The sequence below is a fragment of the Streptomyces longhuiensis genome (assembly GCF_020616555.1).
Classification (GTDB): Bacteria; Actinomycetota; Actinomycetes; order Streptomycetales; family Streptomycetaceae; genus Streptomyces; species Streptomyces longhuiensis.
In genome coordinates this window covers 8,920,221-8,938,849 of record NZ_CP085173.1, presented here as the reverse complement: position 1 = coordinate 8,938,849, position 18,629 = coordinate 8,920,221, and the positions used below count along the sequence as shown (strand labels likewise).

The window sequence follows — 18,629 nt, the reverse complement described above, 5'->3', positions numbered from 1 at the left end:
CCGCCCGCTATCGCTCAACCAGCCACCGGAAAACCGTAGTTGGCCCAGTTCTCGACCACCCGCCGACGCACGTCGTCCGGGAACGAGTTCGCGAACGAAGCGGTGACGCCCGCCGCCCGGCCCTCGAACTGCCCGGGCAGCAGACAGCTCATGACGGACTTGCCGCCCCTGCCCGTGCGCACCTCTTCCTCGGTGAGGTACGGGACCATCGGAATACCCGGCGCCTGCGGGTAGACGTACTCGCCCGTGCCGGGGTGGTAGCGGGTGGCCATCGCCCACACCAGCTGGTCGATGTCGGTGATGTCGATGTCGTCCGCGACGAGCACCACCTTGGGCACCAGCCATCCCGTGTGCGAGCCGAAGAGGACCCCGGCCACGGCGTCCGCCAGCTCCTTCTCCCCCATCCCCGTCTCCGCCAGGCGCCGCGTGTCGACCGCGACGGCGATCCAGCAGGTCGCGGCCTCGTACGAGCACCAGGCCATGGACACCGGCAGACCGGCGGAACGCAGGACATCGAGGGACGTGGCCGAGATCATCGTGCCCCAGATGGTGTGGTTCTCCTCCGGGGGCAGACCCGCCACGCAGGCAGGGAGAATGGCGTCGTTCCGGTGGGTCACCGCCTCGACGTGGAAGACGGGCTGCGGCTTGCTGCCGGTGAAGGAGTAGCCGTGGTACTCCCCCATCGGCCCTTCGGGCGCCGTCTCGTCGTGGCCGATCCAGCCCTCCAGCACGATCTCGGCGTTGGCCGGTACGTAGAGGCCGTTGGTCTCGGTACGGACCACCTCGACGGGGCTTCCGGTCAGCGCGCCGACGTAGCCGTCCTCGTCGACCCCGGCGGGCAGCGGCATGCCCGCGGCGGCGAGCGCGGCGGGCGGGGCGCCGAGCACCATCGCCCAAGGGGTTGGCTCGCCCCTCTCCCGCCACATCTGGTGGATCATGCCGATGTGCTGCTGCGGCATGGCCGGGCCGACCAGGGTGTCGCGGGTGTTGAGCATGGTGCGGGCGACCGACCAGCTCGTCCACTCCCCGTCGGGCGTGCGCACCACGTGGAAGCCGTACGTGCCGAGGTAGCGGCCGCCGTCCTGTTCGTGCAGCAGCGGCGCCGGGAATCGGCGGAGGTCGACGTCGCTGCCGCGCACCACGTTCTCCTTGCAGGGGCCGGTTTCCACCACGCGTGGGGCGACGGGGTCGGCGTGCATGGCGGAGACGAGGTGTTCCAGCAGGGCGCGGGGCGTCGTGTCGCGCGGCAGTCCGAAGTGCGTGGCGATCCGACCGTAGGCGCCGCCCTTGAGGGGGCTCAGGCCGGCGGGCGCTCCGAGGATCCTGAATCCCGCGTCTCCCTCGGTGAGGTTGCCGAACAGCGGGGCGGCGCTGCGGGTCTCGTAGACGCGACGGGTGATGGCACCGGCTTCGAGTGTGGGGCTGACCGGCTCCTGGATGGCGACCGCGTCTCCCGAGTCGAGCAACTCCTGTACGAAGTCACGAAAGTTGAGCGCGCTGCCGTGTTGAGTCATGACACATCCCTGTTCTGTATAAGTGAATTGGGGCGCCGGGCTGGATCCGGGTAGGTGGACGCCTCAGGCGCCCTTGACGTCCCGGGCAGGTCCGCCGGGTGCGGCCGCCGTCAGGCCCTGCCAGCGCTTGGCGGCGGGCATGTCCAGGTCGAACTGGTCGAGGACGCGCGCCACGATGTGGTCGACGAGGTCCGCGATGGAGGTGGGTTGGTTGTAGAACGCGGGCACCGGTGGCATGACGGTGGCGCCCATACGGGTCAACTCGAGCATGTTCTCCAGATGCACGGCCGACAGCGGGGTCTCGCGCGCCACCAGGACAAGGCGCCGCCGCTCCTTGAGCATCACGTCCGCCGCGCGTCCGATCAGCCCGTCCCCGTAGCCCGTCCGAATGGCGGCCAGCGTCTTCATGCTGCACGGCACGACGACCATGCCGTCCACGCGGAAGGACCCGCTGGAGATCGACGCCCCTTGGTCGTCGGGGCTGTGGCACACCGATGCCATCGCCTGCACCTGGCGCACGCTGAGCCCGGTCTCCTGGGTGAGAGTCGCCCGGGCCCATCGACTCACGACCAGGTGCGTCTCCACGCCCAGTTCACCCAGCACCTCCAGAAGCCGTACGCCGAAGGGCGCACCGGTCGCTCCTGTCATCGCGACGACAAGCCGCACGTCGCCACCTCCGTCTCACGTCGTCGCCCACCACAAACAAGGACGTACACGTCCTACTCCTGCGACGGTATAGTACGTGTACGTCCTGATCAATTCCGAAAGGGCAGCGCAGAGCGATGAACGGAACCCACACACCGGCCGACGGCACGTCCGGCGCCTCCGCGACCATCCACGCCGCTCTCGACGGACTCGGCCCCCTGGCGCGCCAGCTCGGCCAGATCCACACCCGCCTGTGGCACGAACAGGTCCACCAGGACCTGACCGGCCCCCAGTTCACCGTCCTGGGCCTGCTCCGGACCCACGGACCCATGGATCAGGGCACACTCGGCACCCTCGCCAGCCTCGACAAGTCGACCGCGGCACCGATGCTGGAACGCCTCAGGCGACGAGGCCTCGTGACGATCACGAAGGACGACAAGGACCGGCGGCGCAAGCTCGTCACCGTCACCGACGCCGGCCGCGAACTGGCCACGGCTCTCGCCCCCGCCGTCGTCGGCATCAGCGAAGAGATGCTGGCCCACTTCAACCCCGTCGAGCGGGACCAGTTCCTCAGCCTCATGCGGCGCGCCGTCGAGGCGGCGAATCAGTAGCCGCACGACACCCCGGCAGTCCCGTCAGTCGGTGGACGTCAGAGCTTCCCGCGCGGCCGTGAGGATCTCCTCGGAAAGCGGGAATTCCCTGGTGGCGCGAGCCAGAACGAGTGCGCCGACCATCGTGCACAGCCGGGCCATGCCGTCCTGATCGTCGGCGGCGAGCCAGTCGGCGAAGTCACCGACCCCCTCGCTGTACACGCGGCGGGCCTCACGGTCACCCGACCCGCGGGCCATGTCGGAGGCGAGAGCGGCGGCGGGACAGCCGTCCGCCGAGTTGTCGCGGTGCGCGACAGAGAGATAGACGTCGATCAGCGCCTGCTGCGCGGCATCGCGCTGCCCGTCGCTCTGCTCGAGGCCGGCTGCGCGACGCCGGGTCAGCTCGTCGAACGCGTGGGCGGTGGCTTCGTCGACCAGCGCCTCCTTGGAGGCGAACTGCTTGTAGAAACCACCATGCGTCAGGCCGGACGCCTTCATGAGCTCGGCGACGCTGACGTGCGTCCCCTGCTCCCGGAACAGCCGGGAGGCGTTCTCCACGACGCGCCTGCGGTTCTCCAGCGCCTGCGCCTGCGATACGCGGCCCATCGGCCACCTCCCCGTTCTCCCCATTGGATGTCGGTTGCAATCTATCCTAGACCCGGTTTAGATTACATACGTAATCTACTTGGCGGACCCGATCACCGGGCCCCGCGAATCACTGGGAGCGGACATGGAACTCAAGGGCGCGGTCGCAGTCGTCACCGGAGCCAACCGAGGGCTGGGCCGCCACCTGGCCGACCAGCTCGTACAGCGCGGAGCGAAGGTGTACGCGGCGGCGCGACACCCCGAGACCGTGGACCTGGCGGGCGTCACCCCGCTCCGCCTGGACGTGACCGACGAAGAATCGGTCCGGGCCGCGGCCCGCGTCGCATCCGACGCGACACTGCTCGTGAACAATGCCGGGATCTCCACCGGCACGACTCTCGTCACCGGCGAACTGGACGCGGTCCGCCTTGAGCTGGAGACGAACTTCTTCGGGCCGCTCGCCCTGACGCGGGCGTTCGCCCCGGTCATCGAGGGCAATGGCGGAGGCGCGGTCCTGAACGTGCTCTCGGCACTGTCCTGGCTGCACCCGGCCGGTCTCGGGTCCTACGCGGCGACGAAGGCCGCCACGTGGGCGCAGACGAACGCCGTGCGCGAGGAGCTGGCACCCCGCGGCATCACGGTCACGGCCCTGCACGTGGCATACATGGACACCGACATGGCCACCGGCGTCCCCGCCGACCAGAAGGTCGACCCCGCGGATGTGGCGGCGCAGGCCCTCGACGCCGTGGCGGACGGCCTCCCGGAAATCCTCGCCGACGACGTCACGCGGCAGGTCAAGCGGGGTCTGACCACTGCCTGAAGGCGATTGCGCGGGGCCGGCAACCGGCGCGCTTCCGGCACTCCCGGTCAGCGGATATCCGGGAGCCGGTCCACGACAGTGCGTGCTCAGCGGGGGTCTTTGCGCCAGATGAAGATCTCCGTGCTCGGCTGACGCTCGGAGAACCGGCCTGACGGGGAGGCCTCACGCAGGAGTCGGCGCAGGTCCGCCTCGAATGCGTCGCGCCGTGGGCCGAAGAGGTGCGGCGCCGAGAACGACATCGAGAACACACCGGCGACCAGATCGTCAGCGGTGCGCTCCAGAGGCTGTCCGCCGAGGACGACATGCCGCCGCGGACCGGAGAATCCCGCCCGGGAGAGCACCGCGGCCTCACCGCCCGGTGTCCCGTGCGGGAGAACGCCCCGGCCGGCCCGGCGGACCGGCCCGAGATACTCCTTCACCAGCTCGTCGATGGCCGAACAGGGCGCCGCCGGATGAGGAAGACCCCCGACGATTCGCATACCCGTCCCTGCCCCTGGCCCCGTCCCCGACCCTGACGCTGGCCCCGTCCCTGTCTCCCTCTCCGTCTTCAGATCGGAGATGTGTACGAGCACCCCGCCGGTCTTGAGCATGGCCTTGATGGTTACGGCAACCAGATCACGGTCCATCCAGTGGAAGGACTGGGCGAAGGTCGCGACGTCGAACGTGCCGAGGCCCGCAGGCAGATCCTCGGCCCGGGCCCGGACCCACCGCGCCTTCCCGGCCACGCCCTGCTCGGCGGCTTCACGCGTCGCTTCCGCGACCATCCCGCGGTCCGGGTCCACGCCCACGATCTCGCTGAACAGGTGCGCCAGGCTCAGCGCGATGACGCCCGGTCCGCATCCGACATCGATGAGCCGCCCTCGCCCGTCAAGGTTCAAGACCTCGGCGAGCGCGCCCGCCAGCCCGGGCGCGTACGGGAGCCGCCCGCGCCGGTAGTGACGAGCGGTCCCGGCGAACAGGCTGTCGTCCCACTCCCAGCCCGCGGTCATCCCCGCCCACCGCCCGTCAAAGAGTTCACGCACGCGTCCTGCGGCCGATGATTCCACGACTGGATCCGGTGGGCTGCCAGGACACGGATTGAGGTGCTCGTGGGCCTGGCAGGCGCGAGCGGAACGACCGGACGGTAACGTGCCGTCACATGCCGTTTCCCGCTGAGACCGGCCCCGTGACGGTCGTCGACAGCCGGTCGCAACGGCCGCTGGAGTTCGAGCAGTTGGCCGGGCAGGTGCGGGCGGCCACGGGTGGCGGCTGTCGTACCAACTCCCGTTCACAGGCGGCGATATCGCGCCTACCCGCACCCCGCCTCCCCACTCCATGATTTCGATCATGGGTAATCCGTGCGCTTCGCCCTAGCATTGCGCGCCGTGAACAGACACCCGATGCGCAAGAAGCTCGTCCTCCTCGGCGTGGCGGGCGCCCTCACCGGCGCGGTGGTCGCCGCGGGCGCTCTTTGGCCGGACACCGAGGCCACGGCGGCGGCGGACGGCGCACAGCAGCGCGCCGTGGCGGCGGAGCTCAAGCACTGGCCGGCGCCCGTGGCGAAGAAGCTGGCCAAGGTCATCGCCGCGCATGACCACCAGGGCGCGTACGCGGTTTTCGACGCGGACAACACGACGTACCGCAACGACCTGGAAGAGTCCCTGCTCCCCTTCCTGGAGATGAAGGGCGTCCTGACGCGCGACACCATGGACCCGTCCCTGAAGATCATTCCTTTCGAGGACACGGCCACGCACAAGGAGACGCTGACCGAGTACTACGCCCGCCTGTGCGACATCGACGACCAGGTCTCGTACCCGTGGGCCGCGCAGATCTTCTCCGGGTTCACGCTGAAGCAGCTCAAGGGCTACATCGACGAGTTGCTGGCCTACGACAAGCCGCTGCCGGGCGGGGTGAAGCCGCCGCAGTTCTCGACGGGCATGCAGGAGCTCTACCGCACACTGAGCAAGCACGGCATCAAGGTGTACGTGGTGAGTGCCGCGAGCGAGGACCTCGTACGGATGGTGCTCGCCGACCCCAAGTACGGCTACGGCGCCCGGCCCGAGAACGTACTCGGCGTCTCCGCCCTCCTCAAGGACCGCACGACGGGTGAAGTGACCAGCTCCCGCAAGGAGATCGCGGCCGGACACTACGACCAGGCGAAGCTCGCCGACCACGAACTGACTTCCACTCTCTGGGCGCCGGCCACCTGGTACGAGGGCAAGCCCGCCGCGATCAGCACGTACATCGACGCCTGGCAGAAGCCCATCCTGGCCGCGGGCGACACCCCCAAGAGCGACGGGCCGATGCTGCTGCGGTCGACGGATGTGGAGCACGGCGGCGTGCGCGTGTGGGTCAACCGCAAGGACAGCTACATGAAGGAGATCGACGGCATGAAGGCCGCGGGCGCGAAACGCCAGAAGGAGCTGGGCCAGAAGGTGACCGCGGACAAGCAGTGGCTGACCGTGACGCCGGAACAGATCCGCTGACGCCGGCGCGTTCCGCGTAGCCGCGTAGCCGCGTAGCCGCGTTCCGCGAGGAGCGCGGCCATTTCCGTCCCGACTGCTCGGCCTGACTGTTTCGGGCGGGGCTATTCAGAGTGCGGCTGTTCGTGTGGTGCGTCCGCTCCCGGAGGCGCAGGCTCCGAGACCGCGTCGATCAGCAGCGGCAGAAAGGTGACGGCCAGTTCCTCGGGTGCCAACTGGTCGGGTTCCACGAGGCTTTGGGCCAGGGACCCTTCGTGGACGGCTGTCGTGAGGCGGGCCAGGGAGTCCAGGTCGACGGTGGGGCTGCGGCCGATGCCGGCGAAGAGGCGGGCGAGTATGCCGGCGATCTCCTCGCGCAGTCCGCGGTCGCGCTCCGCGAGGACGCGTGCCGTCTCGGGGTGCCTGATGGCGTGCAGGGTGAACTCGGTGGACAGCAGGTACCAGCGGCGCTCGGCCGCGTCGACGGAGCCCGTTCTCGCGAGCACCGCCCGCACGGGGTCGTCCGAGTCCTCGAGTTCGGCGACGGCCTGCGTCAGACGGTCGACGACGCTCTGGGCGTGCAGGTCGAAGAGGGCGAAGAAGAGCTCTTCCTTGTTGCGGAAGTTGGAGTAGAAAGCGCCGCGCGTGAGCCCGGCGCGCTCGCTGATCATCTCGATCGAGGTTCCGTAGAAGCCGCGCTCGGCGAACGTCTCCTGCGCCGCTTCCAACAGCCGCGCCGTCGTCTGCGGGCGACGCTTGGTGGGCCCCTTCGGCAACGCGTCACTCCCTGTCCGTCGACACCCCGATGTGACCCGCACCACGATACAGCACCGTATCGGATACACCTCCGTATCCCATACGGTGCTGTATCGCATACGGGTGCCCCCACCCCTTGTCCGGTGCGGCGCTGCACGCGCGCCTGTGCCGTTCGGCGCTCACGAGGAGGCAATCGATGGACACGTTCGCCGCGACGACATCGCCCAACACAGGCATCGGGCCGGTACCGCCGGGGTTCAAGGCGATGCTCCCGCCCACCTTCGACTCGGTGGAGCAGGAGAGGCTGCACCGCAAGCAGGAACTGGCAGCGGCCTTCCGGCTGTTCGGCAAGTTCGGGTTCTCGGAGGGTGTGGCGGGGCACATCACGGCGCGGGACCCGGAGAACCCGCGATGGTTCTGGGTCAACCCCTTCGGCATGAGTTTCACCCAGATCAAGGTCTCCGACCTCGTCCTCGTCGACCACGACGGCAACGTCGTCGAGGGCGACCACCCCGTCAACCGCGCCGCCTTCTGCATCCACTCCGAAGTACACAAGGCCCGCGAGGACGCCGTCGCCGCGGCCCACGCCCACTCCGTGCACGGCAAGGCGTTCTCCACGCTCCGCCGTCGGCTCGACCCGCTCACTCAGGACGCCTGCGCGTTCTTCGAGGACCACGGGCTCTACGAGGATTTCCGCGGAGTCGTCAACGACACCGAGGAGGGCCGGCGGATCGGTGAGGCGCTCGGCCCGAACAAGGCCGTCATTCTCGCCAACCACGGCTTGCTGACGGTCGGTCAGAGCGTGGCCGAGGCCGCCTGGTGGTTCATCACGATGGAGCGCTCCTGCCAGGCGCAGCTCCTGGCCATGGCAGCCGGCACTCCGTACCTCATCGACCGGGAGACGGCGCTCCAGGTACGGGAGCAGATCGGCAGTCCGTTGTCGGGGTGGTTCCAGCTCCGGCCGCTGTGGGACCAGATCATCGCGGAGCAGCCGGACCTCTTCGACTGACGGCTCCGGCCCTGGGCGCACCGGCGGCTCGGCGCCGAACGGTACGCGGCCGTCGCCGCGCGTCGAGCCGCACCAGCTCGCGGTGACGCATGACGGACACCTCCGTGGTCACGAGTGCGTCCAGTAGTCACGCCGAGGCAGTTCGACCCACCTGTCCGGTGGGCCGAGGACGGCGCGCGCGTCGGTCAGGCGCAGGCCGGCAGAGGCACAGGAGTAGGCCACGGCGTTGTGCTGGAAGAGGTAGGCGAACAGGACCTCCTCCGACGTGTCGCCATGGTCCGGTCCGCCGCCCGGGTGGAGGTCCGAACCTTCGATGGCCCCGTCGCGGGCGATGATGCCCTGGTTGCCGCTCTTGGGGTTGGCGTACAGACCGTAGGAGTAGGTGCCGGCGGACAGCATGGTCATCACACCTGGCGTCTGGGGCGCATAGCCCCAGGGCTGGGTGACGACGCACCCGCCGGGCACGGTCGTCACTCCGATGATCCGGAGGCTCTCGTCCATGTCGTACGCGTAGGGGTCGTCCAGCAGTTCTTCCAGGTCCTCGACGTCCGCGGGCTTCGCCTCCAGGCGGCGGATCGCCTCCTGGGCGTCGATCCCGGCCACGCAGGCGAGACCCGTGCCCTCGTAGTGGAAGGTGCCCAGCGCCTCGACGAGGCGTCTGCCCTCCCGGGCGACAGTGCGCTCCGCCTCGGTCAGTCCGCGTTCACCCTCGGGCATCGGGAAGAGGTCAGGCGCCGGTCCGGCCAGGCTCAGCCGGCCGGGCGACCAACCGCCGAACTGGGGTCGCCAGGGATCGGCACCGGCGGCGGCCAACGCCCGTGCGTTGTCCGGCCGGTCCCCCATGACCGCCTCCCACAGCGCGGTCGTCCCGTCGTCGAGCGCGTCCACATCCCGTACGCGTCGCGCCAGTTCCGCCACGACCTCCGGTGAGCCGAAGGCCGCCGCCCGGTGCAACGGCCTACCTCCGCCCCACACTTCGGGATCGGCCCCCTGATCGAGACGCCGCCGGATGTTGTCGGCGTCCCGCCAGTGCTCCCACCTCACGCCCGACCAGCCGCTGTTGACCTGTGCCATCGTCCGCCCCTCCAGTGCCCGCACGAGCAGTCCGTCGCACCGCCCCCGTACGAGCACCATCGCAGAGGGGTCTGACAACGCAGGCCCCGGCGCGGTCGATCAGCCGATTCGTACGTCCGCCGAGCGCGACACAACCGCGTCGAGCGAGGTGATGGTCGCCTCGTCGAACGTGATCGCGCCCGCGGCGATGTTGGCCTCGAGATGGCCGGGGTCCGCGGTCCCCGGGATGAGCAGCGTGTTCGGGGAGTGGTGGAGCAGCCAGGCGAGGCCGACCTGCGACGGCGTGCTGCCGAGGGACTGCGCGGCAGCCAGGACCGCGGGCTCCTCGGTCACCTTCGGGATGCCGGGGAACGCGCCGCCGAGGGGGAAGTACGGCACCCAGGCGATTCCCTCGGCTGCGCACATCTCCACCATGGCCTCGTCGTCGCGCGCCACGAGGCTGTACGCGTTCTGCACGCACACGATGCCGGCCGGGATCGCCCGGCGCAGCCCTTCGGCCGTCACGCTGCTCAGGCCGATCGCGCCGATCATGCCCTCGTCGCGCATCGCGGTCATGGCCGCGAGCTGGTCGTCGATGTCGACCGCCTGGTCGCCCTCGGCCCGCAGCCCGGGTCCGGAGTCGAGTCGCCGCAGGTTCACCACGGGGACCTGGTCGACGCCCAGGGATGTGAGGTTGTCCTCGACACTCGCCCGGAGTTCCTCGGGCCGCTGCGCGGGACGCAGGGGGATGCGACCGCCCGGATCGGGGTCGGCGCCGACCTTGCTCACGACGAGGACACCGTCCTCTGGGCGGAGCGCCTCGCGCAGAAGCCCGTTGACGAAGCTGTTGCCGTAGAAATGGGCGGTGTCGACGTGGTCGACGCCCAGCTCGACCGCGCGGCGCAGGAGGGCAAGGGCTCCGCGGCGGTCGTCGCGCAGGCGCTCGAGCTGCATCGCGCCGAAGCCGACGCGCGAGACCGTGCGGCCCGCGAGCCGTCCGGGGCCGCCCGGGCGTGCAGCGCCTGTGGCCGTGGTATCGGAAGAGGATGTGCCGGTGGTCGTCATAGGAAGTCGCTCCTGTGGGACGATTGGCGTAAGCGGAGGAACCTCCGCTCTATCGACCGTACCACTACCGGAGGGACCTCCGCTTTGACTCGGCCGGAACCGACGCCCACCGGCGCACCCGCCGGCACGCCCCCACCCGCCGACGGGGCCCGTCGCGCCGAACGCCCCCTGCGCGCGGACGCGCAGCGCAACCGCGAGCACCTCGTCGCTGTCGCGCGGGCCGCCTTCGCCGCCGCGGACGACACCGTCGCGCTGGAGGGCATCGCCCGCGAGGCGGGCGTCGGGATCGGCACGCTCTACCGCCACTTCCCCACCCGCGAAGCGCTCGTCGAGGCCGTCTACGCCGCCGAGCTCGACGCCGTCACCGGGAGCGCACCCGCGCTGCTCGAGGAGTTCCCGCCCGATGTGGCGCTCCGCGCCTGGCTGGACAACTACGCGAAGTTCACGGCGACGAAGCGCGGGATGATCGACACGCTGCGCGCCGGCTGGGCCTCGGGGCGGATCGCGACCCCGACGACGCGTGAACGCATCACGGCGGCCATCGGGACGATCCTGACGGCGGGCGCCGAAGCCGGTTCGCTCCGCGGGGACGTCGACCCGGACGACGTCACCGCGATCGTCTTCGGTGCGTTCCTGTCGACGGCCGCCAACGGCACCACGCCGGAGCAGACCGGTCGGCTGCTCGACCTCGTCGTCGACGCCGTACGCCCGAAGTCGCGCCCTTAGGGGCGACGGGGCCGGTGAGTCACTCCGCGTCGAACCGGCCCAGCAGCTCCAACGTCGTGTCCAGCGCCGCCTCCAGATGGGCGATGCCGCCGGTGGCCATGAGGACGGTGACCCCGCCCTGCACCGCGGCGATCAGAGCGGCCGCCGTACGGTCGGCGTCCAGCGCGGGGTTCATCCGCCCGCTGCCTTGCATGCACCGCACTCCGTCCCTCAGCGCGGCCTGCCACTGGGCGAGCAGTTGCCCGGTCAGCTGCTGCGAGGCGGGCGTTCTGCGGCCGAGCTCGGTCATGAGCACGCCCAAGGGGCAGTTGACTCCCTGCCGTTCGTAGCGCCGGACGACGGCGTCGCGCCAGTCGCGCCACGCCTGCCAGGTGTCGAGGCGGCCGAGGTCGTCCAGGTGGGGCTGCTGGTCCTCCAGGATCCGTTCCGCCTCCAGGGCGGCGACGGCGAGGAGCAGTTCGTCCTTGCCGCCGGGGAAGTAGTGGAAGATCTGGCTCTTGCTGGTCGCGGTGCGGGCGCGGATGTCGTCGAGCGTGGTCGTGGCGGCGCCCCGCTCCCTGATCTCGGCGGCCGCACCCTCGACGATGCGCAGCCGGGTCGCGGCGCCCTTCGCGGTCAGGCGCATCGTCGTCGTCCCGCTGGTGATCATGGCTTCCCTCGCTGCCGCTGTGGACCCGCTGGTCCATTTTACGCGCCGGCGACCACTCACGGCGCTACGGACGGCCCGATACGGGACTGGGCCCGCCCAGGGTGACCCGGGCGGGCCCAGCCGTGGCGCTCCGGCGCCGGATCAGCCGTTGGCGCAGCCGTTGCCGGCAGCGGGGTTCAGCAGACCGATGACACTGACGGAGTCGCCACAGGCGTTGACCGGAATGCCGATCGGCAGCTGGATGACGTTGCCGGAGAGGAAACCGGGCGAGTTGGCGGCGGCGCCGTCCGTGTCGGTGTCGGCGCTGGCCACGCCGGCACCTGCGAGGACGGTGGCAGCACCCAGGGCGGCAGTGACGATAAGGGTCCGGATACGCATTCTTCTCCTCAAGTGAGATGACGGTACTTCCGGACCAATAACACCCCTATCGCCCGCCGCGCGCGATTCATTGCACCCATCAGGGGCGTGGCGTCGGCCCCCGGGGATGCTGTCGGCGGGTGGTGATCTCGTTCGACAGGGGGACTGCCCCGGGTGTGACCGGCGGCCTTCACCACGAGGCGGATACCTGCGGTGGCAACGGCGCTCGGGCGGGACCTCTCCAGGGAGGAGGGCGCGCCGGCGAGGGGCGGACGTCCCACTACCTCCGCGTCGACCCCCTGGGCCGGAAACGAGCCGCGGTCACCCGGGGCGACGCCGCTTCCTCACCGGCGATGAGCGCCTGGAGGATGTCCAGCAGCCCCCCCACGGTCTCCACCGGGTTGAGCTCGACCGCCGAGATGGCCGGCCGGCTGTTGCGCGCGTGCTCGGAGTCCGACCCCGTCACGACCAGGGTCCGCTCGGGCACGTTCACACCGCGCGCCATGAGCCCTTGCTGCACACCGGCCGCGTGTCGCCCGGTGAGGCAGAAGACCGCGTCCGGCACACCGTCCTCAGCGATCTGCGCAGCCAGCCCCACGCCGCCCTCGACGCCCGCGCGCTCGGCCAGCGTGTACAGCCGGGGTGGCACTCCCCGCTCGGCACACCAGCTCAGGTAGGTCTGCTCGTGCTCGACGTTCCATGCGTTCGGGTCGGTGCCGCGCACCAGCGCGATGCTCCGCGCGCCCACGCCCTCCAGATGGGACAGGACCAGGCGCGCGGAGGCGACGTCGTCCTCCGACGCCCAGTGCGGGAAGTCCGGGCGCCCGGGTACACGGCCGTAGGTGACGTAAGGGATGCCCCGCTTCTCCAGCAGCGCTACGACGGGGTCGTCCAGGTGCGGGTTGGTGACGATGTAGCCGTCCATGGAGAACGCGAGCGGTGGTACCGGCGTCCGTGTCAGGTCCGGCACCAGCATGAGGCTCAGCCCCCTGGCCAGCGCCTGAGAGGCGGCCGCGCCCACGAACCGCTCGAAGACGTCGACGCCCGCCGGGGTGTAGTCACCCAGGGCGTCGAGGGAGCGGAGAACCAGACCCACCGCCCCCATGGTGGAGCGGCGCAGGCCGCGGGCGAGCGCGTCGGCCTCGTAGCCCATGCCGTCGGCGACGGCGCGGATGTGCTCGCGGGTGGCAGCGCTCAGCGTGCCCTTGCCGTTGAGGGCGTGCGACACGGCGGTGATGGAGACGCCGGCCCGCCGGGCCACGTCCTTGATGGTGATGCCCTGCGTCCGCGCCACGGTCCCGCCCGAATTCTCGAAAAACCAATACCTGTCCGGCATTGTATAAAACGTTTTACCTTTCTAGCGTGATCCGCGCCGCACCGAACTCGTCAGCGGCGTCTGTGGGTGACCACATCCCCACGCCATGCCCGGAAGGATCCTCTGTGGAGCTGCACACCCTGAAGACCGAGACGGTCGATCCCTCAGAACGCGGATCGCTTCTCGGCACCCGATACGGCGCTCAGGTCCGGCGGGCCGGCGAGCTGTACCTGGAGCACTTCGCGCTGCTGGGCATCCCGGCGGACCGGGTGAGGGACATCGCGGAACGCAGTCATGCGGCCCTGCGCGCCTGGGCGCCGGGCCTCGCCGAGGAGTCCGACGCCTGCGCCGACGCCGCCGGTGCCGACCGCTGGACGGTGGCCGCCGTCGGAGCCCGTACCGAGATCCTCGCCGCCTGTCGGCCGGCCCCGGAGGGCGAGTGCTCGACGGCCGTGTTCGCGCCCGCGGGACGCCGGCCCGAGACGATGCAGACCTGGGACTGGCACGACTCGCTCGTGCCCGACGGTCTGCTGCACGAACTGACCCCGCGCGAGGGACGCACGGTGAAGCTGTTCACCGAGTTCGGTGCCGCGGGCAAGATCGGCGTCAACAGCGCGGGCCTCGGCGTGCACTTCAACATCCTTTTCCACCAGGCCGATTCCGACGCCGGCGGCGTCCCCGTGCACGCGGTCGCCCGCCACATCCTCGATGAGGCGGACACCCTCGACCAGGCGGTGGAACTCGCCTCGTCCGCACGCGTCAGCGCCTCGACCTCGCTCACCGTGGTCACCACCGGCTCCGCCGCGAGCCTCGAACTCTCCCCCGCCGGACTCGCGGTGGTCCCCGCCGGCGAGGACGGCTGGCTGCTGCACACCAATCACTTCCTCGACGCCCGACTCGGCACCGGGGACGTCCACTCCCCCGAGTCGTCGTCGGTGGAACGCTTCGCGCACCTGCGCGCGGTCCGCTCCACCCTTCCCCGGCTCGCCCCCGCCGAACGTGCGAAGGCGCTGTGCGGCAGCCCGGGGCCGGACGCCGTCATCTGCATGCGACCGGACGAAGGCAAGCCGCTCCACGAACAGTGGGGCACCTTGCTCACCGTCGGCCTCGATGTCACGCACTGCGCCCTCGACTATGTGGCCGGTACGCCGGACGAAGCGGCACAGCTCGGCTTCACCCGCTTCTGACTCCTGGGCCTCCCCACCCCAGGCGCTCCTTCCCCATCCGCTCCGCCCCACCACGTCCCCTGGAAGGACCTGCCATGACGGACACAGTCCGGCCCGGCCTGAAGGCACAAGTGGCCACAGCCACGCGCACCTTCTTCATCTCCGGCTTCGGAACCGCCCTGGAGTTCTACGACTTCATCATCTACGGCCTCGCCGCCGCCATCGTCTTCCCGAGCGTCTTCTTCCCCGGCTTCGACCACACGGTCGGCACCCTCGTGGCGTTCGCCGCGTTCGGCAGCGGCTTCGTCGCCCGGCCTCTCGGCGGCATCGTGATCGGTCACTTCGGCGACCGCATCGGCCGTAAGTCCATGCTGATCCTCACCCTCGTGATCATGGGGAGCAGCACCTTCCTCATCGGCTGTCTGCCGAGTTACCGGAGTGTGGGCGTCGCCGCGCCGGTGATGGTCGTGGCGCTGCGCCTCATCCAGGGCTTCGCGGCCGGCGGTGAATGGGGCGGCGCGTCCCTCTACGGCATCGAGAACGCGCCGGAGGACCGCCGCGGCCTGTGGGGCAGTTTCACGAGCGCCGGAATCGGCATCGGCAGCCTCTTCGGAACCAGCGTGTTCGCCCTGATCACCCTGCTGCCGCAGGAGGATCTGACGGCGTGGGCCTGGCGTGTGCCGTTCTGGCTCGGCGGTCTGCTCGTCCTGATCGGCGTCGTGGCACGCAGCCGCATGCCCCAGGAGGAACGCCGCACCGAGCACGCTCCCCGGGTGCCGATCCTCGACTCCATCAAGCGCCACCCGCGCCAGATGCTCCTGGCCATCGGCGTGGCCTTCGGCTACAACACCCTGGCCTACATCGGCTCGATCTTCACCGTGACGTACGCCGAGGAACTGGGCTACGACTACACCGAGTCGCTCCTGCTCCAGGTGGCCGGCTCGATCGCCTTCACGGTGGCCGTCCCGGTCATGGCCAAGCTCTCCGACCGCGTCGGCCGCAAGCCGGTCGTCATCCTCGGCACCCTCGCGTACGGGGCGTTCTTCTTCGCCTACTTCCCCATGGTGAACGGGCACGTCCTGGCGCTGGCGACCGTCGCCTACGTCCTCGTGAACGTGCTGATGGCCGCTCCCCAGGGCTGCATCCCCGCCTTCCTCGGCGAGCAGTTCCCCGGCAGCACCCGCTACTCGTCGATCTCCGCCACGTACCAGACCGGTGCGGCGCTCGGCGGCGGCACGGCAGCCACCGCCGCGACGGCCCTGCTCCTCGCCTTCGACGGCAACCCGATCGGCGTCGGCCTCTACTCCGGCGCGGCCGCGGTCGTCCTGGCCCTGTGCGCCTGGGGCCTGCGGGAGACCTTCAAGGTCCCGACGGCAGAGCTCGGTTCAGCGACGAAGGCGAACGGCGGCGCGAAGGCGGTCGTCGACACGATGACCGGCTGAGGCCGTTCGACGACCGTCGCACCACCTGGCCCGAGCGCGTCCCACGCGCTCGGGCCAGACCGCTTCCACCGGCCGGAGCCGACGCTCGAGCGCGCCACCACGGCTCAACACGAACAGGCTCTCGTCGCTCGTGCAGCCCGGTCCGTCGGAGATCTGGTCGGTGTCGAGGTTCTGCAAGCCCCGCATGGTCCTTCTCGACATGTGCGTCCGACACGGCGCTCACTGGGACACCGCGAACGGCGCCCGCCCGGACGCCGCACGGCGCCGTCGTCGCGCCGGCGGTGGCAGGCCGTCAGCTCGGGAACATGCCCGCCGTCGCGTTGATCCACGTACCCGTGATCGAGGAGGCGGCGTCGGACGAGAGGAACGTCGCGAGCGCGGCGATGTCCGCGATGCGCGGTGAACGCTTCGTCATGCGCAGGCTGTCGAGATGCGCGAGTACCCCCTGCAGCGCCGCCTCGTCCATGGCCGGTGCGCCGGCCCCGGCCAGCTTCTCCGGAGTCAGCGTGTCCGCGACGCCGGCGGTCCAGATGCCCAGGGCACGCACTCCGGACGGGCCCAGCTCCTGAGCGAGCTGGCGGATCAGCGCGTCCGTCGCGCCGTCCGCTGCGCCGGTGCCGCCCAGCATCGGGGTGCCGTTCCTGGAGCCGCTGTCGAGGGAGAGGATCACGCCCCCGCCCTGGGCCACCATGCGCCGGGCTGCTGCTCGCGCGGTGATGAACTGGCAGGAGATGCCCTGTACGACCGGCCGCGTGTAGTCGTCGACGGACATCTCCGTGAGCGGGATGCCCTGCAGATCGCCTCGCGGCACGAGGTTGAAGGAGATGTCGATCCGGCCGGCCCGCTCGACCACCGCGCCCGCGTGCTCCTCCACGGCCTCTTCGTCCAGGGCGTCGACGACGTCGTACTCCGCACCCACCTCGGCCGAGACCTTCCGCAGGGTGTCCTCCGTGCGCCCCGCCAGGAAGACCCGCGCGCCCGCGTCCGTGTACGCCCGTGCCACGCCCGCCCCCAGGGAGCCGGCTCCGCCGTAGATGACCGCGACCTTGTCCTTCAGCACGTCCGTGAGCGTGAGCATGGGGCGTCGTCCTCTCCTCGGCCGGACGCCGCGTGCGTCCGCTGCTTCATAGGACTCATCGTCCGCCGGAACTCATCGGCGCACCGGCAGATTTGTATCGGAGCGGCACAGAGCGGCACCCCATGGGGTGAAGCTTGCGGGCCCGCCCGTTCGCCGCCGAGGACATGTGGGAGGGCTATGGCCGTACCTCCCGCCACCGGAACGAGGTCGTCACATGCGCAGCATCAGGTTCCTGTCCGTCACCGCCGCGTCCCTGCTCGTCGGGCTCGGTTCGGCGGCCCCCGCGGTCTCCGCACCGCCCGGCGCCACGGTCACCGTCACGTCTCCGGCCGCCGACTCCGTGCACCCCGTGAACAGCAGTCTCTTCGTCGGCTGGCGCAACGACACTGGGCAGGAGGTCGACGTCTGGCTGGCGCAGGGCGACGGTGCGGGCGGGACGCAGCGCGTGTTCAAACTGGCCTCGAAGGCGAGCAGCAAGCCGACGAGTGAGCTGGTCGCCGCGGTGCCGGCCGTGCCCAGCGGCACCGAATACACCGTCGAGGTCACGACCCGGGAGACGGGTGTACACGGCTACAGCGCCCCCTTCGAGGTGGGCCCTGTTCGGGCCAACGGCCCGGGCGTCGGCACCAGCACCGGCATCGGCACCGACTCTGACACCGACTCCGGCTCCGGCTCCGGCTCCGATTCCAGAGGGGTGCCGTGGCCGTCACTCAGCTGGGTTCAGGCGCAGGACGGGCACAGTCCTCGGTAGGTCACCTCGACCTTGGACACCTCGAAGCCGAACCGCTCCTGCGCCGGGAGACCGGAGAGCGGGTCGCCCGTCGGGTGGACGTCTCGGATGATTCCGCAGCTGGAGCACACCAAGTGCTGGTGCGGCCGGTGCGCGTTCGGGTCGTAGCGCTTCGCACGGCCGTCCGTGGAGACCTCTATGACCTCGCCCAGCGCGACCAGCTCGCCCAGCGCGTTGTACACGGTCGCTCTGGAGATCTCTGGCAGCCGCTGCACCGCGCGGGCGTGCACCTCGTCGGCCGTGAGGTGCACGTGATCACCGTCGAGAACCTCCGCCACGACGCGCCGCTGAGAGGTCATCCGCCAGCCACGCCCCCGCAGTCGCTCAAGCAGGCCACTCATATCGGTTCACCTTTTCAGGTTCGGTGGGATACCCGAGGTTGACCGGCGCACTCCCGGTCCCATCGGAAATGCGGTTGGTGCACTTCTTGACTTGGATTCTGTCCATCGTAGGATCGGTTATGGCGATAGCCAAGGGACAGGAAGACTCCAGTGCGGCAGGAGACAGAAGTTGATCACCTCCGAGGGGCGCACGATCGTGCGTCGGTCGTTGCTCTCCTCATGCCGCCTGAGGCCCTCCCCGCGCCCGACGCGGCCGGATTCGTGCCGCTTCGCCTCACTCTGAGCCG

Annotated in this window: 20 protein-coding genes; 8 read left to right on the top strand and 12 right to left on the bottom strand. The window is 70.3% G+C overall.

All coding sequences use genetic code 11. The features are described 5' to 3' along the window. Positions 1-14: 14 nt before the first annotated feature. Together LGI35_RS40670 and LGI35_RS40665 are read right to left on the bottom strand one after the other, a co-directional pair. Positions 15-1,514: a UbiD family decarboxylase gene (locus LGI35_RS40670; RefSeq protein ID WP_227299438.1), complete on the bottom strand. Its 1,500-nt coding sequence runs from the start codon at positions 1,512-1,514 to the stop codon at positions 15-17. Positions 1,515-1,577: 63 nt separating this feature from the next. Next, positions 1,578-2,180, bottom strand: coding sequence for a non-oxidative hydroxyarylic acid decarboxylases subunit B (locus tag LGI35_RS40665; protein WP_264484705.1), 603 nt, complete (start codon positions 2,178-2,180; stop codon positions 1,578-1,580). A gap of 116 nt (positions 2,181-2,296) precedes the next feature. Between LGI35_RS40665 and LGI35_RS40660 the strand changes: the two genes are divergently transcribed. Continuing rightward, positions 2,297-2,770 (top strand): MarR family winged helix-turn-helix transcriptional regulator, encoded by a 474-nt coding sequence (locus LGI35_RS40660; protein ID WP_227299437.1) that lies wholly within the window; start codon positions 2,297-2,299, stop codon positions 2,768-2,770. A gap of 24 nt (positions 2,771-2,794) precedes the next feature. On the opposite strand, the gene LGI35_RS40655 is transcribed toward LGI35_RS40660, so the two are convergent. Further along, positions 2,795-3,355: a TetR/AcrR family transcriptional regulator gene (locus LGI35_RS40655; protein ID WP_227299436.1), complete on the bottom strand. Its 561-nt coding sequence runs from the start codon at positions 3,353-3,355 to the stop codon at positions 2,795-2,797. Positions 3,356-3,479: 124 nt separating this feature from the next. Here LGI35_RS40655 and LGI35_RS40650 point away from each other — a divergent pair, with 124 nt between their 5' ends. Continuing rightward, positions 3,480-4,154, top strand: coding sequence for an SDR family oxidoreductase (locus tag LGI35_RS40650; protein ID WP_227299435.1), 675 nt, complete (start codon positions 3,480-3,482; stop codon positions 4,152-4,154). A gap of 86 nt (positions 4,155-4,240) precedes the next feature. On the opposite strand, the gene LGI35_RS40645 is transcribed toward LGI35_RS40650, so the two are convergent. Next, complete coding sequence (locus LGI35_RS40645) at positions 4,241-5,143, bottom strand: class I SAM-dependent methyltransferase (RefSeq protein ID WP_227300725.1); 903 nt, start codon at positions 5,141-5,143, stop codon at positions 4,241-4,243. Positions 5,144-5,518: 375 nt separating this feature from the next. Here LGI35_RS40645 and LGI35_RS40640 point away from each other — a divergent pair, with 375 nt between their 5' ends. Beyond that, entirely contained in the window at positions 5,519-6,619 is a 1,101-nt protein-coding gene (locus tag LGI35_RS40640) for an HAD family hydrolase (RefSeq protein ID WP_279348704.1), read from the top strand. Positions 6,620-6,720: 101 nt separating this feature from the next. On the opposite strand, the gene LGI35_RS40635 is transcribed toward LGI35_RS40640, so the two are convergent. Then, positions 6,721-7,371 (bottom strand): TetR/AcrR family transcriptional regulator, encoded by a 651-nt coding sequence (locus LGI35_RS40635; RefSeq protein WP_227299434.1) that lies wholly within the window; start codon positions 7,369-7,371, stop codon positions 6,721-6,723. A gap of 176 nt (positions 7,372-7,547) precedes the next feature. Here LGI35_RS40635 and LGI35_RS40630 point away from each other — a divergent pair, with 176 nt between their 5' ends. Further along, complete coding sequence (locus tag LGI35_RS40630; protein ID WP_376222712.1) at positions 7,548-8,360, top strand: class II aldolase/adducin family protein; 813 nt, start codon at positions 7,548-7,550, stop codon at positions 8,358-8,360. A gap of 108 nt (positions 8,361-8,468) precedes the next feature. On the opposite strand, the gene LGI35_RS40625 is transcribed toward LGI35_RS40630, so the two are convergent. Together LGI35_RS40625 and LGI35_RS40620 are read right to left on the bottom strand one after the other, a co-directional pair. Then, a complete protein-coding gene (locus LGI35_RS40625) occupies positions 8,469-9,494 on the bottom strand; it encodes a DUF6461 domain-containing protein (protein ID WP_341483480.1) in 1,026 nt (341 codons plus the stop codon). Between the two features lie 39 nt (positions 9,495-9,533). Next, positions 9,534-10,478, bottom strand: a complete 945-nt coding sequence (locus LGI35_RS40620; protein ID WP_227299433.1) for an aldo/keto reductase — start codon at positions 10,476-10,478, stop codon at positions 9,534-9,536. 84 nt (positions 10,479-10,562) lie between these two features. Here LGI35_RS40620 and LGI35_RS40615 point away from each other — a divergent pair, with 84 nt between their 5' ends. Further along, positions 10,563-11,204, top strand: a complete 642-nt coding sequence (locus tag LGI35_RS40615) for a TetR/AcrR family transcriptional regulator (RefSeq protein ID WP_376222709.1) — start codon at positions 10,563-10,565, stop codon at positions 11,202-11,204. 19 nt (positions 11,205-11,223) lie between these two features. On the opposite strand, the gene LGI35_RS40610 is transcribed toward LGI35_RS40615, so the two are convergent. The 3 genes from LGI35_RS40610 to LGI35_RS40600 form a co-directional block, all read right to left on the bottom strand. Next, complete coding sequence (locus LGI35_RS40610) at positions 11,224-11,853, bottom strand: TetR/AcrR family transcriptional regulator (protein ID WP_227299432.1); 630 nt, start codon at positions 11,851-11,853, stop codon at positions 11,224-11,226. A gap of 141 nt (positions 11,854-11,994) precedes the next feature. Next, a complete protein-coding gene (locus LGI35_RS40605; RefSeq protein ID WP_227299431.1) occupies positions 11,995-12,231 on the bottom strand; it encodes a chaplin in 237 nt (78 codons plus the stop codon). Between the two features lie 259 nt (positions 12,232-12,490). Beyond that, positions 12,491-13,504, bottom strand: a complete 1,014-nt coding sequence (locus tag LGI35_RS40600) for a LacI family DNA-binding transcriptional regulator (protein WP_227299430.1) — start codon at positions 13,502-13,504, stop codon at positions 12,491-12,493. Between the two features lie 146 nt (positions 13,505-13,650). On the opposite strand from LGI35_RS40600, the gene LGI35_RS40595 reads away from it, so the two are divergent. Next, entirely contained in the window at positions 13,651-14,712 is a 1,062-nt protein-coding gene (locus LGI35_RS40595) for a C45 family autoproteolytic acyltransferase/hydrolase (protein ID WP_227299429.1), read from the top strand. Between the two features lie 74 nt (positions 14,713-14,786). Further along, the gene (locus LGI35_RS40590) at positions 14,787-16,133 is read left to right on the top strand and encodes an MFS transporter (RefSeq protein WP_227299428.1); all 1,347 of its coding nucleotides are present in this window, start codon (positions 14,787-14,789) and stop codon (positions 16,131-16,133) included. A gap of 292 nt (positions 16,134-16,425) precedes the next feature. Here LGI35_RS40590 and LGI35_RS40585 read toward each other — a convergent pair whose 3' ends face one another. Then, the gene (locus LGI35_RS40585; protein WP_227299427.1) at positions 16,426-17,211 is read right to left on the bottom strand and encodes an SDR family NAD(P)-dependent oxidoreductase; all 786 of its coding nucleotides are present in this window, start codon (positions 17,209-17,211) and stop codon (positions 16,426-16,428) included. A gap of 214 nt (positions 17,212-17,425) precedes the next feature. Here LGI35_RS40585 and LGI35_RS40580 point away from each other — a divergent pair, with 214 nt between their 5' ends. Next, positions 17,426-17,962 (top strand): Ser-Thr-rich GPI-anchored membrane family protein, encoded by a 537-nt coding sequence (locus LGI35_RS40580; RefSeq protein ID WP_227299426.1) that lies wholly within the window; start codon positions 17,426-17,428, stop codon positions 17,960-17,962. On the opposite strand, the gene LGI35_RS40575 is transcribed toward LGI35_RS40580, so the two are convergent. Continuing rightward, positions 17,932-18,342, bottom strand: coding sequence for a Fur family transcriptional regulator (locus LGI35_RS40575; protein WP_227299425.1), 411 nt, complete (start codon positions 18,340-18,342; stop codon positions 17,932-17,934). The genes LGI35_RS40580 and LGI35_RS40575 overlap by 31 nt on opposite strands. Between the last annotated feature and the right edge of the window lie 287 nt (positions 18,343-18,629).